The sequence below is a fragment of the Streptomyces sp. NPDC046759 genome, from assembly GCF_040645475.1.
Taxonomy (GTDB): Bacteria; Actinomycetota; Actinomycetes; order Streptomycetales; family Streptomycetaceae; genus Streptomyces.
Window position 1 is genome coordinate 42,916 of the sequence record NZ_JBEYYJ010000003.1, and the last position, 20,850, is coordinate 63,765.

At 70.3% G+C, this 20,850-nt stretch carries 20 protein-coding genes and 2 pseudogenes; 10 read left to right on the forward strand and 12 right to left on the reverse strand.

Annotated elements, in window-relative coordinates; genetic code table 11:
- Nucleotides 1–180: 180 nt before the first annotated feature.
- Nucleotides 181–684, forward strand: coding sequence for a MarR family transcriptional regulator (locus ABZ919_RS04975; protein ID WP_361242933.1), 504 nt, complete (start codon nt 181–183; stop codon nt 682–684).
- Nucleotides 685–694: 10 nt separating this feature from the next.
- Here ABZ919_RS04975 and ABZ919_RS04980 read toward each other — a convergent pair whose 3' ends face one another.
- The 7 genes from ABZ919_RS04980 to ABZ919_RS05010 all read right to left on the reverse strand — a co-directional run bounded on the left by ABZ919_RS04980 (nt 695) and on the right by ABZ919_RS05010 (nt 7,852).
- A complete protein-coding gene (locus tag ABZ919_RS04980) occupies nt 695–1,894 on the reverse strand; it encodes a PP2C family protein-serine/threonine phosphatase (protein WP_361242935.1) in 1,200 nt (399 codons plus the stop codon).
- Nucleotides 1,891–3,762, reverse strand: a complete 1,872-nt coding sequence (locus ABZ919_RS04985; RefSeq protein WP_361242937.1) for a SpoIIE family protein phosphatase — start codon at nt 3,760–3,762, stop codon at nt 1,891–1,893. Before ABZ919_RS04985 ends, ABZ919_RS04980 begins: the two co-directional genes overlap by 4 nt.
- Nucleotides 3,759–4,805, reverse strand: coding sequence for a SpoIIE family protein phosphatase (locus tag ABZ919_RS04990; RefSeq protein ID WP_361242939.1), 1,047 nt, complete (start codon nt 4,803–4,805; stop codon nt 3,759–3,761). Before ABZ919_RS04990 ends, ABZ919_RS04985 begins: the two co-directional genes overlap by 4 nt.
- Nucleotides 4,802–5,251, reverse strand: coding sequence for an anti-sigma regulatory factor (locus ABZ919_RS04995; protein WP_361242941.1), 450 nt, complete (start codon nt 5,249–5,251; stop codon nt 4,802–4,804). Before ABZ919_RS04995 ends, ABZ919_RS04990 begins: the two co-directional genes overlap by 4 nt.
- On the reverse strand, nt 5,248–5,667 hold the full coding sequence (locus ABZ919_RS05000) for an STAS domain-containing protein (protein WP_361242943.1): 420 nt from the start codon (nt 5,665–5,667) through the stop codon (nt 5,248–5,250). The genes ABZ919_RS04995 and ABZ919_RS05000 overlap by 4 nt, the downstream gene beginning before the upstream one ends.
- A complete protein-coding gene (locus tag ABZ919_RS05005) occupies nt 5,664–6,554 on the reverse strand; it encodes an STAS domain-containing protein (RefSeq protein WP_361242945.1) in 891 nt (296 codons plus the stop codon). The genes ABZ919_RS05000 and ABZ919_RS05005 overlap by 4 nt, the downstream gene beginning before the upstream one ends.
- Nucleotides 6,555–6,691: 137 nt before the next feature.
- Complete coding sequence (locus ABZ919_RS05010; RefSeq protein ID WP_361242947.1) at nt 6,692–7,852, reverse strand: PP2C family protein-serine/threonine phosphatase; 1,161 nt, start codon at nt 7,850–7,852, stop codon at nt 6,692–6,694.
- 152 nt (nt 7,853–8,004) lie between these two features.
- Between ABZ919_RS05010 and ABZ919_RS05015 the strand changes: the two genes are divergently transcribed.
- The 6 genes and pseudogenes from ABZ919_RS05015 to ABZ919_RS05040 form a co-directional block, all read left to right on the forward strand.
- The gene (locus ABZ919_RS05015; RefSeq protein WP_361242949.1) at nt 8,005–8,490 is read left to right on the forward strand and encodes a MarR family transcriptional regulator; all 486 of its coding nucleotides are present in this window, start codon (nt 8,005–8,007) and stop codon (nt 8,488–8,490) included.
- Between the two features lie 523 nt (nt 8,491–9,013).
- Entirely contained in the window at nt 9,014–9,343 is a 330-nt protein-coding gene (locus tag ABZ919_RS05020; RefSeq protein ID WP_361242951.1) for a hypothetical protein, read from the forward strand.
- Nucleotides 9,255–9,626: pseudogene (locus tag ABZ919_RS05025) on the forward strand (TIGR03767 family metallophosphoesterase); the annotation flags it as partial. The gene ABZ919_RS05020 and the pseudogene ABZ919_RS05025, both read left to right, overlap by 89 nt.
- A gap of 751 nt (nt 9,627–10,377) precedes the next feature.
- Complete coding sequence (locus ABZ919_RS05030) at nt 10,378–10,692, forward strand: NmrA family NAD(P)-binding protein (protein WP_361242953.1); 315 nt, start codon at nt 10,378–10,380, stop codon at nt 10,690–10,692.
- 351 nt (nt 10,693–11,043) lie between these two features.
- Nucleotides 11,044–11,349 carry a DUF3759 domain-containing protein gene (locus ABZ919_RS05035; RefSeq protein WP_361242954.1) on the forward strand — a complete coding sequence of 102 codons (306 nt, stop codon included), beginning with the start codon at nt 11,044–11,046 and terminating at the stop codon, nt 11,347–11,349.
- A 582-nt stretch (nt 11,350–11,931) separates the two neighbouring features.
- Nucleotides 11,932–12,189: pseudogene (locus tag ABZ919_RS05040) on the forward strand (isochorismatase family protein); the annotation flags it as partial.
- A gap of 35 nt (nt 12,190–12,224) precedes the next feature.
- Here the strand turns inward: ABZ919_RS05040 and ABZ919_RS05045 are convergent.
- From ABZ919_RS05045 to ABZ919_RS05055, 3 genes are all read right to left on the reverse strand, one after another.
- On the reverse strand, nt 12,225–12,983 hold the full coding sequence (locus ABZ919_RS05045; protein WP_361242956.1) for a DUF2182 domain-containing protein: 759 nt from the start codon (nt 12,981–12,983) through the stop codon (nt 12,225–12,227).
- On the reverse strand, nt 12,980–13,594 hold the full coding sequence (locus ABZ919_RS05050; protein ID WP_361242958.1) for a DUF1326 domain-containing protein: 615 nt from the start codon (nt 13,592–13,594) through the stop codon (nt 12,980–12,982). The genes ABZ919_RS05045 and ABZ919_RS05050 overlap by 4 nt, the downstream gene beginning before the upstream one ends.
- 105 nt (nt 13,595–13,699) lie before the next feature.
- A complete protein-coding gene (locus tag ABZ919_RS05055) occupies nt 13,700–14,275 on the reverse strand; it encodes a hypothetical protein (RefSeq protein WP_361242960.1) in 576 nt (191 codons plus the stop codon).
- Nucleotides 14,276–14,391: 116 nt separating this feature from the next.
- On the opposite strand from ABZ919_RS05055, the gene ABZ919_RS05060 reads away from it, so the two are divergent.
- The 3 genes from ABZ919_RS05060 (at nt 14,392) to ABZ919_RS05070 (ending at nt 16,936) form a co-directional block, all read left to right on the forward strand.
- Nucleotides 14,392–14,517: a hypothetical protein gene (locus ABZ919_RS05060; RefSeq protein WP_361242962.1), complete on the forward strand. Its 126-nt coding sequence runs from the start codon at nt 14,392–14,394 to the stop codon at nt 14,515–14,517.
- A gap of 119 nt (nt 14,518–14,636) precedes the next feature.
- A complete protein-coding gene (locus tag ABZ919_RS05065; protein ID WP_361242964.1) occupies nt 14,637–16,451 on the forward strand; it encodes an ABC transporter ATP-binding protein in 1,815 nt (604 codons plus the stop codon).
- Between the two features lie 77 nt (nt 16,452–16,528).
- Nucleotides 16,529–16,936 (forward strand): helix-turn-helix domain-containing protein, encoded by a 408-nt coding sequence (locus tag ABZ919_RS05070; protein WP_361242966.1) that lies wholly within the window; start codon nt 16,529–16,531, stop codon nt 16,934–16,936.
- 30 nt (nt 16,937–16,966) lie between these two features.
- On the opposite strand, the gene ABZ919_RS05075 is transcribed toward ABZ919_RS05070, so the two are convergent.
- Entirely contained in the window at nt 16,967–18,106 is a 1,140-nt protein-coding gene (locus ABZ919_RS05075) for an alpha/beta fold hydrolase (protein ID WP_361242968.1), read from the reverse strand.
- Entirely contained in the window at nt 18,103–20,760 is a 2,658-nt protein-coding gene (locus tag ABZ919_RS05080; RefSeq protein ID WP_361242970.1) for a thioester reductase domain-containing protein, read from the reverse strand. Before ABZ919_RS05080 ends, ABZ919_RS05075 begins: the two co-directional genes overlap by 4 nt.
- Between the last annotated feature and the right edge of the window lie 90 nt (nt 20,761–20,850).

The window sequence follows — 20,850 nt, forward strand, 5'->3', positions numbered from 1 at the left end:
TCTCCCTCGGATTCGCCGCCCATGCCCCCGCACCGGCTGGGAGGCAGGGCGCCCGCCCGTGTGCACCTGGCACGGCCGGATGGCCGTGAGCCTCGGATGACACCGGTTGCACTCCGGCTCACTGGGTACCGCGATTGAATGTGGGGTGTTCCCGCAACACCCAGTCTCACTGAAAGTGATTTGTTCGTGACACTTCCCGGTGGCGCTGACTACCGCGCTGAGGGTTCGGGTGACGATCCGAGCGTCGGCGCGCGCGAGATCGCCGATGCCGTGGAGCGTCTTGCGAACCTGTGGTCCGTGGCAGCTCAGGAGGCGACGATACGGTTGTCCCTCCACCAACTGCGGGCGCTTCGGGCTCTGGAGACGGCACCGGAGGTGAATCTCACGGGCTTGGCGGAGCGAATGGACATAGGGCTTCCCACCGCCAGCCGTCTCTGTGACCGGCTGGAGGCAGCGGGCATGCTCGAGCGCGCGCTGCATCCGCACAACCGTCGCGAGGTGCAGCTCAGGCTCACCGGTCAGGGGCGCCGCGTTCTGGAAGATGTGGCCCGTCAGCGCACCCAGGCCCTGGCAGAAGTACTGGCGGCCATGGAACCTGCGGAGCGATCGGCGCTGATCCGTGGCATGAAAGCCTTCCTTGCCGCTCCGGGCCAAGCCTTTCGCCAGCCACCGCGGGCGCCTTAGGGTCAGCGGTTCAGCCGCGCCGTGGGGTCCCCCCGGCATCGCGCCCTGCCCAGTCGAGGCAGACGACGGCGGCGTCGGAGACGAGGCCCTCGCTGCCGACGTGTTCGATCAAACCGGCGACGACTGCTCGTGCCGCCTCGTGAGGCGAGGTCTGCCGGGTCGCGCTCAGGATCTGGCGCAGGACGCCCTCGCCGAAAACCTCTCCGGTCGCCGACCGGGTGCCGTGGACGCCGGTACTGATGGCGACCAGGCGGTCACCTGCCTCGACCTGGAAGGTCTGCTCCTCGTAGAGGGTCTCCTCGAACATGCCGAGGGGCAGCTGGGCCTCGAGTTCGACGCGTTCGATCGTGGTACCGCGCTGGCGGTAGAGCCGGGGGGATCCGGCGTCGACCGCACACACCGTGCCGGTGCCGAGGTCGAAGCGCAGGAGAAGGGTGGAGGCGTACATCTTGCCTCCGTACTGGGAGTAGATGGCCTGGTCGGCGAGGCATGCCTGGTCCGCGAAGCCGATGCTGGCGCGACGGGCATTACGCAGAGCGCCGACGGCGAGGCTGGTGAGGAGGGCGGCGTCGATGCCCTCGCCCATGCCATCGGTGACGGTGAGCGTGAGGTGGTCGGCGCTGGTGGACCAGTCGAAGTTGTCGCCGCCGATGGCGTAGGCCGGCTCGAGGTGAGCGCCGATGACGTATTCGTCGCGGGCGCACCCACGACCTGGGAGGAGCTGCCACTGCATCTCGGCGGCGAGGGTGAGCCTACGGGTGCGGCGGGCCTGGAGATACAGATCCGTGTCCCGGCCCGCCGTGGCGACCTCGTGGCCCAACGCAGTGGCGAAGTCGCCCAGCTGAAGCACCGTGCCCGGGTCGGTGGAGGTATCGGGCACGCGGAGGGAGAGCACTCCGAGGCGGTCACCGCGGACGGTGATGGGCAGGTGAACCATCTGCGTGGCCGGGTCGGCCGTGACTTCCAGCACGGGGTTCTGGGTGGTGAAGGCGGTACCGGCGGGGCCGTCGTGGGCGGAGACCGGATCGCCGGTGTGCGGCAGATGAGTGACGGGTTGCAGGAACCTCAGACCGTAGTCGGCGAGCAGGAGCGTCACATTCAGGACGCCGAAGCGCTCCGCCAGCAGGCGGCCGGCGGTGGCCACCAGGGCGTGCGGCGGAGCTGCGCGCAGCTGGGCTTCCGCGGACGGGCGCGGTTCAGAGGCATTCACCGTGTCTCCATCCTCTCCCCTTGTGACCTCCACGCTATCGCGGTCGGGGTCTGCTCCGGAGTGGTCGGCGCAGCCAGTGCGGCTTGCTGTGAGCGAGGCACGTCGTCGGCCTTGCCGGTGCGCATGTCGCGGGCCTGGGTGTACTCCGGTTCCCCGCCCTCGGGCGGAAGGGTGCGGCACAGGAGAAGACAGACGTCGTCGTCGCGTTCGGAGTCGTGCACCAGGGGCTTGAGCAGCGACTCGGCGCACACGTCGAGGTCCTCCAGCTCGGATTCACCCAGGGCTGCCAGGGTCCGGCCGAGCAGTTCGATACCTGGGTCGATGCCATGTGCTCGCCGCTCCACCAGGCCGTCGGTGTACAGGACCAGCGTCGAGCCGGGCGGCAGTTCGGCCGTATGGTCCTCGTACTCGTAGGGCAGGGGCACTCCGAGCATCACGCCGGGGCGGGTGTCCAGCACGCGCACGGGGCCGCCGGGCGCACGGACCAGGGCCGGAGGGTGTCCGGCGGCGGCCCATACGAGGCGGGGGTCGCCGGGCCGGAAGCGGGCGATCACGGCGGTCGCGTACAGGTTCGGCTGCTGGTGGCGCAGCATGCGGTGGAGACGGGTGAGGATCCGGGCGGGGCTGTCGTCCTCGACCGCGTAAGCGCGCAGGGCGGTGCGCAGCTGCCCCATGATCACGGCGGCACGCAGCCCGTGTCCGGTGACGTCGCCCACCACGGTCAGCAGGCTGCCGTCGGGCTGGGGGAAGGCGTCGTACCAGTCGCCGCCGATGTTGAGTCCCCGAGTGGCCGGGAGGTAGCGGGCCGCCAGGTGCAGCCCCTCGGTGGCGGGCAGATCGGTGAGCTGGGCACGCTGCAGGGCTTCGGCGGTGTCCCGGTGCTGTCCGTACCGGCGGGCGTTGTCCAGGGCGATGGCGGTCCGCCGGGCCAGTTCGACCAGCATCACGCTGGTGTCCTCGTCGAAGCCGTCGTCCGGTGCGGTCAGTGTCAGCACGCCGGCGGTCCGGCGCGCGGTCAGGGGAATGCACAGCAGCGGCCGGTCCGGGGACAGTGCGGAGGGCGGGAGGTCGTCGATGCCGGGGAGTGCACCAGGGTGCGCTCCTGCGTGCTGGGGACGGTCACAGCGGGCGGCTGCGACCGCCGCGGCGGAGTGGGCGCCGTTCGAGCTCGCCGGTTCGTCGAAGAGCCATACGTCGACCCTGCTCGCGTACCCGGGGACGAGCAGCTCAGGGAGGCACCGCAGGATGTCCTCCTGGTCGAGCGATGTGGTCACGGCCGCGCTGGCGTCGGCGAGGAACGTCAGCAGGCCTCGCGCCTTCTCCGCCTGGCCGCGTGCGGCTCGTTCGGCGTCGAGCAGGTCCCGCTGGATTCGCGCGGCGGCGTCCAGTTCTGCGTGGAGGGCCAGCACGCCCTGGTTGGTCTGGTGCAGCTCCTCGCGGTGCAATCGGAGCTGCCTCTGCGTCTCGTCCAGCTGGCGCAGGATCGCTGCGGTCTCCTCGTCCGCCTCCAGTACTGCTTCTGCCTGAGTGGTGTCGTCCAGTCCTTCCGAGTGGTACGGGCTCCCCCTCTGAGGTCCGGGACAGACGAGAGTCAGCCGCCAGGGCGGCGTTCGGCTGGGCCCGGGTGAGAGGGGCCGTGCGACAGCGTGCACGACCGAGGTCTCGTCGGGCGCGGACGGCTGGACGGTGAGGGCGAGTTCCGCACCGCCCTCGCCGAGACTCTGGCGCAGGCGCGCAGTGAGCGCTGTGAGGAAACGAGCCTGTTCGACCGTGGGCGCGCCCAGGGCGGCCGTCAGGCGCGCGGCGGAGATCCGGGCGCGGACGGCCTCGGTGACCGAGGTGATCTTCCGGACCTCCGGCGGGATCACGGGCGCCCGGCCGGGCGGTCGGAGGCCAGGACGGCCACACAGGTGTCATCGCGTACGGGGCTGGCGGCGCTGCTGGCATCCCGGAGGATGGTCGCTGCGACCACAGCCGGGTTGTGGGCGAGGACGTCGGCATCGTGGGGCGGCACCCACCTGCTCGGCAGTCCGTCGCTGTGCAGGACGAGCAGGCTGCCCGGCTCCCAGCGCAGGCGACGCACGGGTACGGTCGCCGGGAACTGGGCGCCGACGATGCCGGGGTGGGAGACCAGGTGCTCCCATGAGCCTGTGGTGCGCAGCCGGGCGCCTACGTTGCCGACCCCGGTGAACACGAGTTCCCCGCTGCCCGAGTCCAGCTGGGCCACGGCGACCGCTGCCCCGCGAGTAGGTCGTAGTGCCAGGTTCAGGTGCCGCAGAATCTCGGCGGACGGCAGGTGCGCAACGCGGTGCAGCTCGTCGACCGCGGCGCTGGACGCCTGGGCGGCCTTGTCTCCGTGGCCGAGGCCGTCGGCGAGCATCAGGGTCACGCGAGAGCCCGACCGGACGCAGCTCCAGGCGTCTCCGGAGTACTCCGCCTGTGCAAGGGGGACGTTGATCCCCCCGGCCGGGGAGGCGGACCAGGTCTCCTCCGGCCCGGCGCCCTGGTCGACACGGGCCACCGCGACGGTGCCGCGATGGGTGCTGTACAGGTCGAACGCGCTGGAGATGCGAAGACAGGTGCCCAGTCCTGCGCCGAGTGACGCCTCACTGGTGGTGTGGCCGTCACGCATGGCCGCGGTGACATCGCGGATGCCGGGGCCGTGGTCGAGGGCGACGAGTTGCACTGCCGGACCGCGGACGCCCGTTCCCGGACGATCGACGAGGTCGATCACCAAGCTGCCGCCACCGGCGTGCTTGAGCAAGTTGGTCGCCAGCTCGGTGGCAACCAGGGCCGCGACAGCGGTGCGATGTGTGTCGAGGCGGGCACGGGCGCCGGCCTCCTCGGTCGCCACCCGGGCGTCACGCACTCGGGTGGAGTCGTGCACCGGGACGACCCAGACGCGCGTCATCGGGACTCCGGACGAGCGGCGGCAACGCCGGTGGCCCAGGCGACGAGGGTGACGACCGTGCCCTCACCGGGCTTGGTGTCGATGGTGAACTCGTCGACCAGTCGCCTGGCTCCACTGAGGCCCAGCCCGAGACCGCCCCCGGTGGTGTAACCGTCACGCATCGCCAGCTCGACGTCGCGAATGCCGGGGCCGGTGTCGATGAAGGACAGTCGCAGTCCACGCGTCGAGCCGTCGACCAGCGCGGTGATCTTCGCCTGCCCTCCACCGCCATGGACCAGGGTGTTCCTGGCCAGTTCACTGGCCGCGGTGACGAGTTTCGTCTGCTGCACGAGCCCGAACCCGATTTCGGCCGCGAACTGCCGCACCTGGTGACGTACCCAAGCGAGATCCGCGTCCGAGCGGATCGGCAGGTTCGTCGCGGTGGCGGGGTCGGAGTCCGGTGTCATGCACACCCCGCACGTGTGCCCGGGGCGGTCGCGGAATCGGCCTGCTGGAGCAGTTCGAGAGCGCGTTCGACGTCAAGGGCGGTCACCAGGCCGGGCAGGGTCAGACCCAGCTCGACCAGGGTGATCGCCACGGCGGGTCGCATCCCGCACAGGACGGTACGAGCGGCCAGCAGGCGGGCGCTGGCGGCGATCTCGGCGATGACACGCCCCAGGAACGAGTCGACGATCTCGACACCGGAGACGTCGATGACCACGCCGCTCACCTCGCTGCGGGCGACGCGGTGGGTGATGTCCTGCTGGAGCTGCTCGGCCACGCTGTCGTGCAGTTCCCCTTGGAGGGAGATCAGAAGGATGTTTCCCAGCGCCAGGACCGGAACCGGCACCATGGCCGAATGGCCCGGAAAGGACGTGGTCATCGCGGGTTCACACCGGCCGCGCGGAAGACCTCGATGCCCTGCTGGGTGAGGGCATAGGCCAGGGCGTCAGCCAGAGAACTGCGAGTGAGGACCGAGCCCAGGTCGATGCCGAGGTGCACGATGGTCTGCGCGATGGCCGGACGGATGCCGGAGACGATGCACTCGGCGCCCATCAGCCGGGCCGCGGCGACCGTCTTCATCAGGTGCTGCGCGACGAGCGAGTCGACCGTGGGCACGCCCGTGATGTCGAGGATCGCGTATCGGGCCCGCTGATCCACGATGGCCCCCAGCAGTGATTCCATGACCACTTGGCTGCGGGCACTGTCCAACGTGCCTATCAGGGGCACGGCGACGATGCCCTCCCACAGGTTGATCACGGGGGTGGCCACTTCGAGCAGTTGCTGACGCTGCCGCGCGATCAGCTCTTCGCCGGCGTTGACCGTCGTCTCCATGATCACCAGACTCAGCGTCCCCATCAGGACTGTCGCGGCCAACAAGACTTCCTGCGCCTCATGACCGGGCAGGTCATGGATCTCGCCACGCAGCAACTCGGCGATCGTCACCCGCAGGCCGGCAGCCTCGTCCGTGATCTGGGCCGTGCTGAATCCCCTGCGGGCACGAGAAGCCGCCATGCGCCCCAGTTGCTCACGCACCGACTCGAAGCCAGGAGCGGCTATGTTTTCCAGCCGGCCGGTCGAGGCCACGTCCGCCAGGGCATCCACGACGGTCTTGCACGCCTCCACGGCCTCGTCACGGGAGACGGTGAAAACCGTCCTGAAAAGAGGCGTGCCCGCCCACCGCTGGGCGATCTGTTCACGACGGCGCTCGAGGAACGCCGCCAGTTCCCGCGCCGCCGATTCGGCCGCTGCCGGCTCCGACACCTGCATCGTCTCCCTTGAGAACAGGCCGCTGCGCCAGGACCGGCACAACCCAGCCAATTATTGCCACATGACAAACATTGACACTGCACGTGTGGCGGAAGCGACACAGCATCGACACATACCCGGCCCGCGGTCTCGACGGCTCAGCGCCCCCGCCAGTCCAGACAGACAACCAGGGCGTCGTCCTTCGGGACCGACTGTCCGCGATGTCCGGTCAGCTCACGCAGGATGGCGCGCGGCACCTCGGCAGCGGGCAGGAGGCGAGTGGACATGATCGCCCGGGCCAGGGCGGCGTCCCCGTACGCCTCACCCTTCGGCGAGGCGACCGCGTACACCCCGTCGCTGACGAAGACGAGCCGGTCGCCGGGCTCGACCAGGAACTCCTGAGCCACATAGTCGGTCTCCTCGAACATCCCCAGCGGGAGCTGCGCCTCGAAGGTGACGCGTTCGACCACGCCGTCGCGCAGCCGCAGCAGCTGCGGGGAACCGGCGTCCACCACCTTCGCCCGGCCCGTGGCGAGGTCGAAGTCGAACATCAGCACCGAGAGATAGCAACGCCCCTGGTAGTGGGCGTACACCGCCTGATCGGCCAAGGCAGCCTGGTCGTCGATGGCGATCCCGGCCCGCCGGGCGTTTCGCAGAGCGTTGATGGCGAGGTTCGTGAGCAGGGAGGCTTCGATGCCCTCTCCCATGCCGTTGGTGACATAGAGCACCAGATGGTCCGCCGTGGCGGACCAGTCGAAATTGTCACCGAAGATCGCGTAAGCCGGTTCGAGCTGCGCGCCGAGTTCGTACTCCGGCCCGGAGCAGGAGCGGCCGGGCAGGAGCTGCCACTGCATCTCCGCAGCCAGGGTCAGCCGGTCCTTGCGCCTCGCCTGCAGGTAGACGTCCGTGTCGCGCTCGGCCACGACCACCTCATGACCGAGCACCTGGGCGATGTCCGCGAGCTCCCCCAGAAGGCCACGTACACCTTCTTCGCCGGGCAGGGTGACCGAGAGCACGCCCAGCCGGTCTCCGCGCACACTGACCGGCAGATGCACGCGCACAGATTCCCCGCCGGCGCCCTCCACGAACGGTTCCTGGGCGCCGAAAGCGCGGCCCGCGGGGCTGCTGTGCACCGGCACCGGCACCGCGGTGTGGGGCAACACGGACACCGGCTGCAGGACGGTGAGGCCGTAGTCGGCCATGAACAACTCGACGGACTGCGCCGCATACTCTTCCGCGAGCACGCGGCGCACGACGTGGAGCAACTCGTGTGGGGCCGCCGTGCGCAGAGCACGCTCAGCGGTCACAAATCTGTCCATGATCCTAAATACACCCATCCTTTGACTGACACACACGAACCCCGCCCGGGCGAGGAGGCCGCCCGGTTCGAGTCACGCTGCGCCGTCCCAGCCATCTCTTGCCGCTACCGACACCTAGTACGCTGGCGGGCGTCCCAGGCGCCTGCGAGAGTGTGACGGTGACTGTCTTCCGCCCCCGCCCCGAGCCCGCCGAGGTCGCGCGTGTGACCTCGACGGCCGTGGAGTTGCTGGAAGTCCTGTGGGGCCGGGCCTCGACCGCGCCGGCCTCTCCGTCCCAGATGCGCGTGCTCCTGATGCTCGAACACCAGGACGGAATCAATCTGCGCAGCCTCGCCGACTCGCTCGCCTCCACCCCGCCGTCCACCAGCCGGCTCTGCGACCGGCTCGTAGCCGCCGGCTTCATGGAGCGGGCGGTCAGCCCCGCCGACCGGCGCGAGGTGCAACTGCATCTCAGCGACCGCGGTCGCGCCTTCCTCGACGGCGTGCGCGCCCGCCGGGAGCAGGAGCTGCAGGCGGTACTGAAGATGATGCCCGCCACCAAGCGGACCGCACTCCTCGAGGGCCTGGAGGCGTTCTGCGACATAGCAACACTGCAGATACACGACACCGGCTCGCACGCCGACGACCAGACGGCCTGATCACAGGGCCGGACCACCGCTCGCCCCGACGCTTCGGGGCCTGGATGGCCGGCGCACGGAGCGACCTCCGCCCACCGGAACATTGCAGATCCTTCCCCGCGCAGTGCGACTCCGCTACTTTGTTGCCTCATGACCATAGTTGTCAAACGACAACAGTCGTGGTTGCTGTTCCTGCACTCCAAGTACCCCGGAACCACCCCAATCGCATGTGGGATGCGCCTCAGCGCCCGACGGGCACTGCGGGTGCCGATAGATCATCCACCCAGGTGGAGGCCATGATCGACTGACCCCTCAGACCGCGCTTGCCGACAACTCCGATGTCACGTCTACAGACACGGATTCTTGTCGGCACCCGCACTGCCGGGCTGCTGCAACGCGATTTCGCGGCACCGTGAGCGTGCCGTCCAGCCCCCGGCTACGTTCAGCCGGAACTGCACAGTCTCGACGGTCGGTTGGCGACGGTGGCGGTCGCGACATCGTCCCCTGGGCGCGCCGGCCACAAGCGGCGGCTCTGCTCGCAGCGATGGCCGACCCCGACCGGAACTTCGACGCGATCGTCATCGGCTCCAATGAACGCGCCTTCTACGGCAACCAGTTCGCGATCATGGCTCCGTTCAACCACTACGGAATCGAGGCATACATGCCCGAGCTGGGCAGCGCGGCGGCGGAGCCGCAGACCGCGGGGCAGCAGGAACTGACGACCCTGCTCGGCATCCCGTCCAAACGGGAGATCGCCCGCGCCCGGATCCGAACCCGCAGCGCGACTCCTCCAGCGCTTCCCGAACGTCGTGGCCTGGGTCAATGGGCACACCCACACCAACCAGATCATCCCGCACGGCCACACCGTCCCTGAACGCGCCTTCTGGGAGATCAACACCGCTTCCCACGTCGATTACCCGCATCACGCCCGGATCATCGAGATCGCCGACAACCAGGACGGCACTCTGTCGTTGTTCACCACGCTCATCGAGTCCGCCGCCCCCTACCGGACCGACTTCAGTGACACCTCCGATCCCGGCCTGGCGGCTCTGTACCGGGAACTCGCCTACAACGACCCCTACGCCACCCCCGCCACCCGCATCGGCACCGCCGCAGACCACGACACCGAACTGCTCCTGGCCAAGCCCGCGACGTAGACGTCGAGGGCCCTCTGGCGTGCTTCGGCAACCGGGACGCCCTGGCCGACGCCGGCGCACCGGACATGGTGAGCGAGCCCAAGCCCGGCCGGTACGCGCCGCTGTGGCATGACGGTCGCCGTGTCCCGCCGCACGGTTCAGCGCGCGGCGGGACACGGTCCGGGGGGTGGGCGAGAAGACCCAGATCATCGAGGGGACCGCAGGTGCCGCTCTCGTCGTCGCGGACGAGGGCTTGCCGCCCTGGGTGAGCCGTGCGCACGCTGCGCCGGCGGCCCTGTCATCAGCGCGGGCGGTGGGCGCGTACCCGGAAGGACCAGGGCGAGGGTCTTCCGCCTGGCGCGCCGCCAGTTCGGCGCGAACGTCGCCGAACCGGTGCGCGCCCGGCAGGGCGATTACCACGGGGCGTACCTGCCGTTCCGTGCGACCCACCGCGAAGCCTGAATTGCGCGAGTGGAGAGATCCAGGTCGCCCACCCGCCACAGTTCCATGCGTGCGTGGGCGCCCGACTCCGGCTCCTCGTGGAAGATGTCATCGGGCTGCTGAGGAATCCCGCCCGGTCGACGTTCTGCATCATGGTCAGCGTTCCCTGTCTCGCCGCTCCTGTTTTCGGCTGACCGGACACTCTGCGGACAAAGATGTGCATCGGGGGCGATGCGCCGAGCGATCAGGTGCTTACGATCGGGCAGCCGCGCGGCTGCGTCTGCCGTCCACGACGGATGGCTACGTGGGGCCGCTGCGTTGACCGACGGCCATGCCTGATTGCCGGGAAGGACGTTCCGCGAGGGTAAACGGGCCGATTCTGGTACTGGGGGCAACCGGCGGGCAGGGCGGTGCCGTCACCGACGCGCTGGTCGGCCGCCATGTCCGGCTCCGGGCTCCGGTACGTGATCCTCTGCGGGAAACCGCACGGGAATTGGCCCGCCGAGGCGTCGAACTGGTGGCCGGATCCCTGAGGGATCGCACGTCGCTCGCCGCGTGGCCGGCGACGCGCCCACTCCCGCCCAGATGGCGAGCACGCTCGGCGCGGTGCTGGGACGGGAGGTCCGCCACGAGTACGTACCGCTGACAGAGATCGGCAATCCGGATATGCATTCGGACGTTGGGCGAGGACCACACCGGCTGCCCAATCGTTCACGGGTAGCGCTGCGACCGGGCGACACCCCAGCCGATCTCAGCTTCGGAGCAAGCCGATCACGGACATTCGCTGAGGGAATGACGAGCTCTCTCACGGCGGCGGCCAGCCGACGTGGTTCGTCGTCGGGCTGGGCATGAGTGCCGTTAGCGCAACGCGTGTTTCCCCCGGCAGGTCACCCGTTCGGACGTCGCTGCCGGGCGCGGGCCGGCCGGGCCGGGTTTGTCTGGGACGGTATCCGGCCGGCACGCAAGAGCCCGGTCGGGCCTAGTGCGAGGAGGAACCGTGTCACAGGGCATCGCGCAGTACAAGGACGCGCACACCGTCATCTATGGCGGCTCCAGCCTGGACCGTCTCGTCACCGAGGAGCAGGCCGGCCACGCGGCCGCCTGGGAGGCCACCCGGAAGCTGAAGGAGTCCGGGCAGCCGATCGACGGCCAAAGCCTGCCCCACACCCTAGAGGCGCTGGCGCGCCAGCAGGCCGACCGGCTCGTGATCGACCTCGGCCTGGACCACCTGGACGAAGAGGAGGTCAAGCGCCACGCGGCGGCCGCAGCGGCGCGTATCGCCCCCGAGTTCACCACGGCCTGAACTCGGCCGGCTCGGGCACGTAGGGGGGCCACGACCGTCAGCACCCGACGCCCGTCGCTTCCTTCGGCCCTCCTGAAGGAGGCACCGTCGGCCTCCCCGTGTCCTGTCCCCAGAGCGGCGGTGGGCAAGCTCCGGATGCCGTCGGCCGAAAGGTGCGACCACGCAGCGAGTCTCAACGTCGCATCACAAGTGCTCAGCCGCCGCTGATGTGCAGTTGACGATTCGACGATCGTCTTCGTGTACGTGACGCCCTCGAGGCCCGCCGCCACATGGGACTGGACCTGCTCGCCACGGCCCGCCACCACCCCATCGAGTCAGAAACCGACGAGACCGTCCCGCCCACCGAACTCACCACGTGGCCTCAAAACGAGATCGCCGCCCGGCAGTTGACACACCGCTCCGGCGGACGAGCCGTCGAGAGCGGCGAGCGCCCATTCCACGTGGACCATCAGGGCCGGAAGCACGGCGGCGTGGCGGCGACTGCGCAGCGAATGGTCACGGCTCCAGCTGTGACCAGATCAGTCCGTACCCGGACCCGATGGGGCCTGTCGCCGCGTGGGCCTCCGGGCCAGGCCCGGGAGCATGACCCGAGCATTGATCGTCATCGACGTCCGGGAATCCTTCCGCGCCCGCCCGCTGTGGGAGACCATCTCCAACCCGAAGATCGCCGACCAGGTGGACCGACTGGTCCGGCTCGCCCGCCAGGCCGGGGACCTGGTGGTGTGGGTGCTGCATTCCGAGCCCGGCAGCGGCGATGTCTTCGACCCCGCCCTCGGCCATGTCCGGCTTATGGAGGAGTTGCAGCGCCGGGACGAGGAACCGCTGATCCACAAGACCTCCGGCGTTGGCCCCCCTCCGCCGGATACGGGCCGTCCTCACATCCCGGCCATACCGCCACCGGTGAGGCCCAGAGCCAGCGCCGGCACCCAGAAGACGGCGAAGGCCAGGGCGATCGAAGCGACCCCCACGGCACGGGCCACTCGGCGGCCGGCCGGAGCGAGCTTCTCAACGGTGATCACGGTGGTCAGGACCACCATGGCCCACAGGTTCATCACACCGAACGCCGCCAACAGCACCATCAGCGACCAACAGCAGCCCAGACAGAAGGCCCCGTGGTGGGCTCCAGCACGTAGATCACGCGACTGTCTCGGGTACGAGGCGTAGCCCAGCATCAGCCCGATCGGTGATCGGCACATCGCCAGGCAGCGGTCTTTGAGAGGCGTGAGCTGGTAGAGACCGCTGATCGCGAACACGGCCGCGGCCACTGCGGTCCCGGCCGCGGCGGGCAGCTTCGCCGCCTGCCCCAGGCCTGCGGCCAGCCCATACGCCGGCAGCCCGGCTGCGGCCCAGACGAGCAGGTAGGCGACCGTGAATGCGACCATGCGCGGCGTCCGGTGCACGGTGATGGTGCGCGCGTACAGTGCGGCGACGGGCGCCGTGGCGGGCAGCATCATCGCGGCCGTCATCAGCGTCCACATGACCAGGAAAGCGGGCAGGCCCAGGCTCATGGTGCCCGGCGTCGCCTGCATGCCGCCCCAGCGCGTCACCACCAGGCCCCAGGCAGCCGCGGCCACGACCAGCAGCAAGGCGGCGGGGCGCGCCCTGCGGCGGACGGTGACAGGCCCACCGATCACGCGGACCACGCGAATGGCGCCGAGTGTCCATTGCCGCCGGAGAAGTCCCAGGACCGGCCGTACACGCCGGCACCCGTCGCCCGGGTGGACCGGGCGATCGTCAGCGTGCTGTTCACCGGGTGGAACATGCCGGTCAGGCCCATGACCGGACCGTCCTCGCCGAATTGTGGGGCGACCTGGTCCTCAATCTCGATGTCGATGGCGTCGCCCACCCGCGCGGTGTGGAGGCGGCCGTCGTTGCGGTAGTCGATGGGGACGCGCTCCACAGCGAGGACCTCGCCGATGAGCGGAGTGAGCGCCGCCATCGGCCCGCCGGCCTGGCCCGAGAAGACCTTGCCCAGAGCCTGCGCCTGGCCGTCCTCGGCCGAGGCGTCGAGGTACAGCACCACCTGCCAGCCACCCTCGGCCATCACCCGGGGCGCATCGATGAAGACGGCGACGCTGCGGTCGGAGACGTCCACGCCGTCCACGTTCCCGCTGTCCACGTGGAACGCGAAGGTCACCTGGCAGCGCTCATGGTCGGCCGGTGCGGTGAGACCCGAGGTGGTGCAGGGGCACACCACGTCGCAGTTGCAACTCTCCAGGTACGTGCCGTTCAGATTCCAGGGCATGGCACTTCCTCCCTGTTTTGCGTCCCCCTCCGTGAAGGAATCGCATCGGGAGGGTCCGTTCCGTCCCGGTGCCGCTCTTCTCCAGGCTATTCCCGACGCCTCCGGTCACGCAGATCCGCTGCCGGCGCGGCTCATCGTCCGGGCACCGAGTCGCGGGGGCACCCACAATCTCGGATTCGTCATCGGCGATGTCCTCTGCCCTCCGAGCGCCGGCGGTCCGAGACCGACACCCCATCGCCTCACGGCCGAGCGCCGCAGGCCGCTCATGTTCAATCCATCGATCCGGGGCACCGTCGGAGGCGGAGACGTCATGCTCCTCGCCGTATCCAGACCGTTGAGCGCGCGGGTGAGGGCAGCATCAAAGACCACATCAAAGCGGTCACGATCAAAGCGGTCACGCACGAGGACGGCCGCCGACTGATCGAGATCGTGCAGCCCCTGCCGTGCCGCCTCCTCGGCCTCGGTGTGCTCGTCCAGCAACCGGTCGTAGATCCGCTCGACCGTGTGCCGCTGCTCGGCGGAGCGGTCAGGTCCGCCTCCAGCACGTCGCCGATCACCGGCTTGCAGGGGTCCAACCGCAGTCCCCTCGGCCTCATCTTCTTCCGCGGCAACGGGCAGGCGGTCCGGCAGGTGAATCGGTCGCGTCGGCGGGCGTGGATCCGGTAAGGGAACATAGGACAACGCTCACCTTCCTTCTTGAATGAGGCATCAGCCGCATCCGTACTCACAGATGCAACGCAGGAAGAAGTCAGCGGCAACCAACGCGGGTTGACGTCCTGTCAGGAAAGGATATGGGCATGTCCTTCGCCAAGATCACGCTGGCCAAGAAGGCCAAGAAGAAGGAATGCGGCGCGGCCGGCAAGGCCCAGCACCACAAGAAGAAGCACCACCACCGGAAGCACAAGAAGGCCGCCGCCAAGTAGTACGGCGTCGCGGAACACGATCACACAGGCAGACGGTGCCGGGGTCCGTTCGTGCAGCACAGGTGCACGACGGATCCCGGCACGTCGTCGGATCGGGCAGTGCCCAGGAAGCGCCGGCCATGCACACTGCAGCACCCGTCACCATGCCCGTGGCCGGATCCGGGGCGGGCCCCGGATCCGGTTCTTCGCCCCGGACGCGGCACGCCCGTATCTCCCCTCTGGCCGCGTTCCGGATGTTCTGGCCGCTGGTCAGCGTCAATCGGGTGGCCGTGCTGGCGTCCGCCGCGCTGCTGGTGACCTCCGCCGGATGCGACGCGGGCGCGATCGGGATCGTCGGCGTGCTCACCGACGACGTGCTCACGCCCGGCGACCTCGCCGCCTTCTGGGGGCCCGCCGCCCTCTGGCTGGGACTCGCGTTGGCCGGCGCGGTTGCCTCCACGGCGGGCGGCTACCTCGCCGGCTGGACCAGCGAGCACTTCCTGCTCGGCCTGCGCGACCGGGTCTTTCAGCACCTCCAACGGGTCCCGCCCGACGCCTTGGACCGCTTCGGCACCGGCGACCTGGTCTCCCGGCTGACCGGCGACATCGAGACCGTCGAGTCGCTGGTCACCTCCGCGCCCGTCGAACTGATCACCTCCGCCGTCGGTGCGGTGGTGTTCGCCACGGCGGCCTTCTGGACCAGCTGGCAGCTGGCCCTGATCACCCTGGCCGCCGCCCCGCTGATCTGGTTCGGTGCCCGCGTGTTCGGCGCCCTGATGCGCTCCGCCACCCGTGCCGAACGCGACAGCAATGGCCGCCTGGCCTCCCTGCTGGAGGAGAGCCTGGTCAACATGCCCCTGGTGCAGGCCTACGGCCGGCAGCAGGTCGAGTACAGCAAGGTGCATCGCGAGGGACGCAGCTGGATGCGCGCCGGACTGCGGCAGATCCGGCTGTCGTCGGTGTACGGGCCGATGGGCGAACTACTCGAGACACTCAGCGTGCTGGCCGTGATCGGCGCTGGAGCCTGGCAGATCTCCCAGCACCATCTCAGCGTCGGCGGCCTGCTCTCCTTCGCCGCCTTCCTCGGCTATCTCCATCCCAGACTCCAGGAGCTCGGCGAGCTCGTCGTCAGCGCCTCCTCCGCCACCGCCGCCTGCGAACGCCTCATCGAAGTCCTGCGCACCGGCCCCCTACCCGAGACCGCACCCCGCGAGGGCGTCCCACCGCTCGCCGAACCGGTCCGCGGCGCTGTCACCTTCCAGGACGTCGGCTTCTCGTATGCCGGCAGCGGACGCCCCGTGCTGGAGCGGGTGCGCCTGGACATCGCACCCGGCCTGCTCGTCGCGGTCACCGGACCCAGCGGCACCGGCAAGTCCACCCTCGGCAAGCTGCTGCTGCGGTTCCACGAGCCCTCCCGGGGCCGCATCCTGCTCGACGGCCGGGACATCGCCGAACTCCCCGTCGAGGAGGTGCGCCGCCACATCACCCTGCTCGCCCAGGACAGCATGCTCTTCGACGGCACGGTCCGCGACAACATCGCCTACGGCCGCCCGGACGCCACCGAGGCCGAGGTGCTCGCCGCCGCCGTCGCGGCCGACGCCCATGACTTCGTCAGCGCGCTGCCCGAGGGCTACGACACCCCGGTCGGCAAACGGGGCAACAACCTGTCCGGCGGCCAGCGCCGCAGGATCGCACTCGCCCGCGCCATGCTCCGCACCGCGCCCGTGCTGATCCTCGACGAGCCCACCGCCGGACTCGACGATGCCTCCACCACGCGCATCATGGCACCGCTGCGCCGACTCACCGCCGGGCGCACAACCTTTCTCATCACCCACGACCTGCGCCTGACGGCCCAGGCCGACCTCGTCCTCCATCTCACCGACGGCACCGCAGTCATCACGACCCCGGACCAGTCATCGACAACAAGCGTGCAGCCGGAGCACGAGGCGGCCTGAGAGCCGACAGTTGTCGAAGTCGCCGTCCCACTCATACGTGATCACCATGGCGCGACCGTAGACCACCGTCCCCGCCCATGGTTCGCCTCCACAGCAGGCCCCATGGAGTCGCCCGAATCGTGGTCAGCGCACTGATTCGCGGGTGCTCGCGGTCAGGTCCAGTTCCAGTTCTGGGGCGCGTCCCCGTGTCGTCCGTCCGGGAGGGTCGGGGAGTAGTAGTCCCAGGGTGGGCACAACGACAGTTCCGTCCCCTACGGGCAGCGGGCGTCCCGATCTTCATCGCGCAAACGCTCGCCACCTGGCTTCGCCTCGAGGCGCGTATCGGCCCGACGGCCGCCGCGCTGTCCGTCTCGGCATCCGCGGTACGCAAACGCCTGGCACGGAGCGAAGCACTGCTCCAACGCTCCCTGCTGCGTTCCCCGAGCGCCGTCCACGACCAGTGGCTTGCGCAACGCGCCCTCGACTTGGCCGAGGGGAGTGCCTGATCAACGGCCCTGTCTCCTGGACAGCGGGCGTCACCGCCGTCCGCCCAGGAAATCGAGGATGTGACCGAAGACGTCCAGGGCGGCGCCCCGGCCGAGGAACGTGTCCAGGTGACCGTAACCGGGGATCTCGGCGTAGGACACCTCCAACTGGGGCTGGCGTTCGGCGAGTACGTCGTGGCAGAGCCGCTGGGAGTCCAGCCACAGCCCGTTGTCGCTGCCGGCGAGCAGCAGCACGGGGGTGTCGATACGGCCGGCCGCGTCCAGCGCATTGGGCGGCAGGGCTCGGTAGCGGTGGTCGGTGTCGTGCCAGCGGACCACGCTGCGGGCCAGCTCGATGCGGCGCAGGTGGGGCAGGATCCACAGCGGCGCGGGACCGAGGAGGTCGGCGAGGCGGTCGTGGGTGGCCTCGGACAGGTTCTCGTGCACGAAGAGCGAGGCGCCCGTGCCCCAGGCGGAGTTGTGCAGGATCTGGCAGGTCGGGTCCGGGCAGCTCGCCTTCCGTGACGCGAATGCGTACAGCGGGGTGTACTTCGACCACAGGCCCACCTTGCGGAAGTCGACCGGGATGTGGTCGATCCTCGTCTTCAGCAACTCCCCCGCCAGCGACATCCGCAGCGATGTCCGGCTGGCGAGCTTCGGCGTCAGGAACACACCCTGGGACACCACGCCGGCGAGGCCCGGCACCAGTCCCGCCGCCATGCTCAGGGACAGCGTGAGCGAGCCGATGCAGTGGGCGACCACGAACAGCGGGCGGTCGCCCGTGCGCTCGCGGACATGTCTGACGGCCGCGGGGATGTCGTACAGGGCCACGTCGTCGTACGTGTACCTCTGGCCGGTCTCGTTGTACGGCAGCCGGCAGCTGCCCCGCCAATCCAGCAGCCAGGGCTCGTAGCCGTCGTCGAGGAGGACGTCGACCAGATTCCGGGTCTCCGGCAGCAGGAACATGTCGGCGGACGCGGTGTGCCCGTGCAGGAGCAGCACGGCGGGGCGGTCCGCGGCACCGGTGTGTACGCGGGTCAGACCGAGGCGGACACCGTCGTCCGCCCGGAAGGGGATCTCCTCGACGCGGGCAGGGTCGAGGCGGTGGCGGAGCGGGCGCAGGGCCGCGGTGGTCCTGACCCGGGGCAGCGCCGGACCACCGGCGCGGGAGGTGGTCGTCCTGAAGATCATCGCTGGTGCTCCGTGAGGGTCGGGGTGCGGCGCAGGTCGAGCAGGTCCGCGGCGGCGCGGGCGAAGGGGCCGAGCAGGCCACGGCCCATCTCCAGGCCGAACCAGGCGAGCCAGGTCAGCTTGGCGGCCCGCTTCTCCTGGCTGGTGAGACGCGGGTCGACCTCGATGCCGTCGATCTGGTCGCGGACGTAGGAGCCCGCGGGCACGACGACCTCGCCCGCCAGGCTCGCCGCCTCGCCCTCGCGGCCGATCCGCACGGTCAGCGCGCGGGTCTGCCGCCACAGGTCGCGGCGGGCCCGGGCGTACTTGTGACCCTCCAGCCACCAGTGGCCGCCGTCGGCGTCGAGCAACCGCAGCCGGTAGCGCAGAAGCTGGTGCTCCAGCCCATGCTGCTGCGGGATCCCCTCCTCGGGGCGGATCCATATGTCGCCGCGCGCGACGGTCAGCGGCTCGGGATGTACGGCGGCGCAGACGACCTCGCCGGTCACGTCCACCCGGCGCTCCTTCACCAGCTGGTACATGCTCGCGACGGAGAGGGTGAGCGCCATGGAGCAGGGGCTGTCGGCGGGGGCGCCGACCGGTCCCACGCTGCCCTCTGTCGTCTCCGGGAACCACAGGTAGGGCTGGTCGTCCGGGTGCGGCAGCCTGGCGAGGCCGTCCTGGGCGAGCCGCTCGAAGGTCCTCAGCTGGGCCTGCGCGTCGTAGCGGGCCGCGGGTGGCAGCCCGAGAGCCTCGGCCAGCGCGGCGGTGCGTGCGCCTTTGGCCGCCGGGCCCTTCAGGGTCGCCTCGCACAGCTTGAGAGCGGTGGGGCTCTGCAGCACGCGCGTGAGGAAGGCCAGTTCGGGCACGGGGTCGGCCGCCAGACGGGCCAGGGCGTCGGTGCGCCACTCGTCCCAGTCCTGGATGCGTACGTGCATGCCGCCGAGCGCCATGTCACGGACGACGTCGTCGAGGGTGTTGGGCACGCCGGTGAGGTTGTAGTCGTAGCCCCAGGCGTCGGGCTCGCAGATCGCGGCGACGGCGACCCGGCTCACCCAGTCCACCGGCGCCGCGTTCAGGTAGCGGAAGGCGGGTACGGTGCGGAAGCGGCCGAAGGCCGAGATCAGGCCGCTGCTGAGGTCCTGCGGGTTGTAGGCGCCGGTCTTCGTGTGGCCGCCGATGCCGCCGGGGCGCAGCGCGGTGACGACCAGGCCGTGGTCGCGGGCACGGCGCAGGGCGACCTCGGCGGCCCACTTCGACTGGTCGTAGCCCGAGACGAGCCGGTCGACGTGGGCGAGCGGGTCGTCCTCGCCCATGGAGGTGATGCCGACCTCATTGAAGACAGCGATCGAGGAGATGTGGTGCAGCGGCTTGGGCCGCCCGGTGGCCGCGAGTTCGGCGAGGGTGAGCGCGCCGAGGACGTTGCTCGCCCGCAGCGACTGGTAGCCGCGCAGAAAGTCCACGGCCGCGGCCACGCCCACGACGCTGTCCAGTTCGTGGGCGAGGGTGTGCCACAGTTCGTCGGACAGGCCCAGCCGCGGCCGCCGGATGTCGCCGGGCAGCACGGTCACCCGGCGCCGCACCTCCGACGACCAGGGCAGCCGGTGACTCTTCAGCGCCTCGCCGAGCCGGGCGACGGCCGCCTCCTCGTCGGGCGCGCGCACCAGGCAATGGACGTACGCGTCGCTGTGCCGGAGCAGGTCGAGCAGCATGTGACTGCCGAGGAAGCCGGTGGCGCCGGTCAGCAGGATCCGGCGCGGCGGCAGCGGCTCGGGCACGTCGGCGAACGGCAGACGGTCGGCGAGGCTCAGATCGGCGAGGATCTGCTCGAGGTCCTCGCGGCGGGCCCTGGCATACCGTTCGTCGCCACTGCCGACACGGGGGCGGAGCGCCGGTGGGGTGCGCGGGACGGGGAGCGGAGGTGCGCCGGCGGCCGGAGCGCTCGCCGCGGAGAGCGGAAGTGCGCCGACGGCCGGAACCGCGACAGCGTCCGCAGCGGAAACCGCCGACGCGTCAGAGGCCGGGACCGCAGCAGCACCCACGCCGGAAGCCGGCAGCGTACCAGCGGTCTGAACCGCGACAACGCCCGCAGCGGAAACCGCAGGCACGCCAGGGGCCGGGACCGCAGCAGCGCCCGCAGCAGACAGCGGCAACGCGCCGGCGGCCGGAACCGCGACAGCATCGGCGCCGGAGGCCGGCAGCGTACCGGCGGCCGGGACCGGCAGAGTGCGCTGGGCGGTGGGCGCCGGGATCCCTGCGTGCACGGCCGGCGGGGCGGCCTCGCTCGACGCTTCCGCCCCGCTCGCCTGCAGCCAGCGCCGGGCGAGACTGATCGGACGGGCGTCGGCGAACACCTCGTCCAGATCGAACTCGATGCCCAGCTCGCCCTCCAGCTCCGCGACGAGTTCCACGGCGTGCACGGACGTGCCCCCCGCGTCGAAGAAGTCGGCGTCGGGCGACAGGTGTCCCGCGGGCAGGTAGCGGCCCGCCGCAGCGGCGATGGCGGCGGCCACGCCGTCCACGTCCCGGGGCAGGGCGGGGGCGGCGCCGGAGTCCGCACCGGTGGCGGCCTGCATCACCCTGGCCAGCAGGTCGTCCACGCCGAGCCCGCCGCCACCGCGCTCGATCGCCTCGGCGGTCGCCCGTTGCCCGGAGTCCTCCGTCACGTCACGCATGAGAGCCCTTCCACGATGTGCCCGTTCTTTCCGTTGCCTTCGGACAAGGCCCTTGCTTTCCGACCAGGTCCTTGCTTCCGATGAGGTCCT

Coding starts and splice junctions, on each gene's coding strand:
- ABZ919_RS04990 (WP_361242939.1), bottom strand. CDS start 4,805: ATGACGCGCGTCTGGGTCGTCCCGGTGCACGACTCCACCCGAGTGCGT.
- ABZ919_RS04995 (WP_361242941.1), bottom strand. CDS start 5,251: ATGACACCGGACTCCGACCCCGCCACCGCGACGAACCTGCCGATCCGC.
- ABZ919_RS05000 (WP_361242943.1), bottom strand. CDS start 5,667: ATGACCACGTCCTTTCCGGGCCATTCGGCCATGGTGCCGGTTCCGGTC.
- ABZ919_RS05005 (WP_361242945.1), bottom strand. CDS start 6,554: ATGCAGGTGTCGGAGCCGGCAGCGGCCGAATCGGCGGCGCGGGAACTG.
- ABZ919_RS05010 (WP_361242947.1), bottom strand. CDS start 7,852: ATGGACAGATTTGTGACCGCTGAGCGTGCTCTGCGCACGGCGGCCCCA.
- ABZ919_RS05020 (WP_361242951.1), top strand. CDS start 9,014: ATGGCCGACCCCGACCGGAACTTCGACGCGATCGTCATCGGCTCCAAT.
- ABZ919_RS05030 (WP_361242953.1), top strand. CDS start 10,378: ATGCCTGATTGCCGGGAAGGACGTTCCGCGAGGGTAAACGGGCCGATT.
- ABZ919_RS05050 (WP_361242958.1), bottom strand. CDS start 13,594: ATGCCCTGGAATCTGAACGGCACGTACCTGGAGAGTTGCAACTGCGAC.
- ABZ919_RS05060 (WP_361242962.1), top strand. CDS start 14,392: ATGTCCTTCGCCAAGATCACGCTGGCCAAGAAGGCCAAGAAGAAGGAA.
- ABZ919_RS05065 (WP_361242964.1), top strand. CDS start 14,637: ATGCACACTGCAGCACCCGTCACCATGCCCGTGGCCGGATCCGGGGCG.
- ABZ919_RS05070 (WP_361242966.1), top strand. CDS start 16,529: ATGGTTCGCCTCCACAGCAGGCCCCATGGAGTCGCCCGAATCGTGGTC.
- ABZ919_RS05075 (WP_361242968.1), bottom strand. CDS start 18,106: ATGATCTTCAGGACGACCACCTCCCGCGCCGGTGGTCCGGCGCTGCCC.
- ABZ919_RS05080 (WP_361242970.1), bottom strand. CDS start 20,760: ATGCGTGACGTGACGGAGGACTCCGGGCAACGGGCGACCGCCGAGGCG.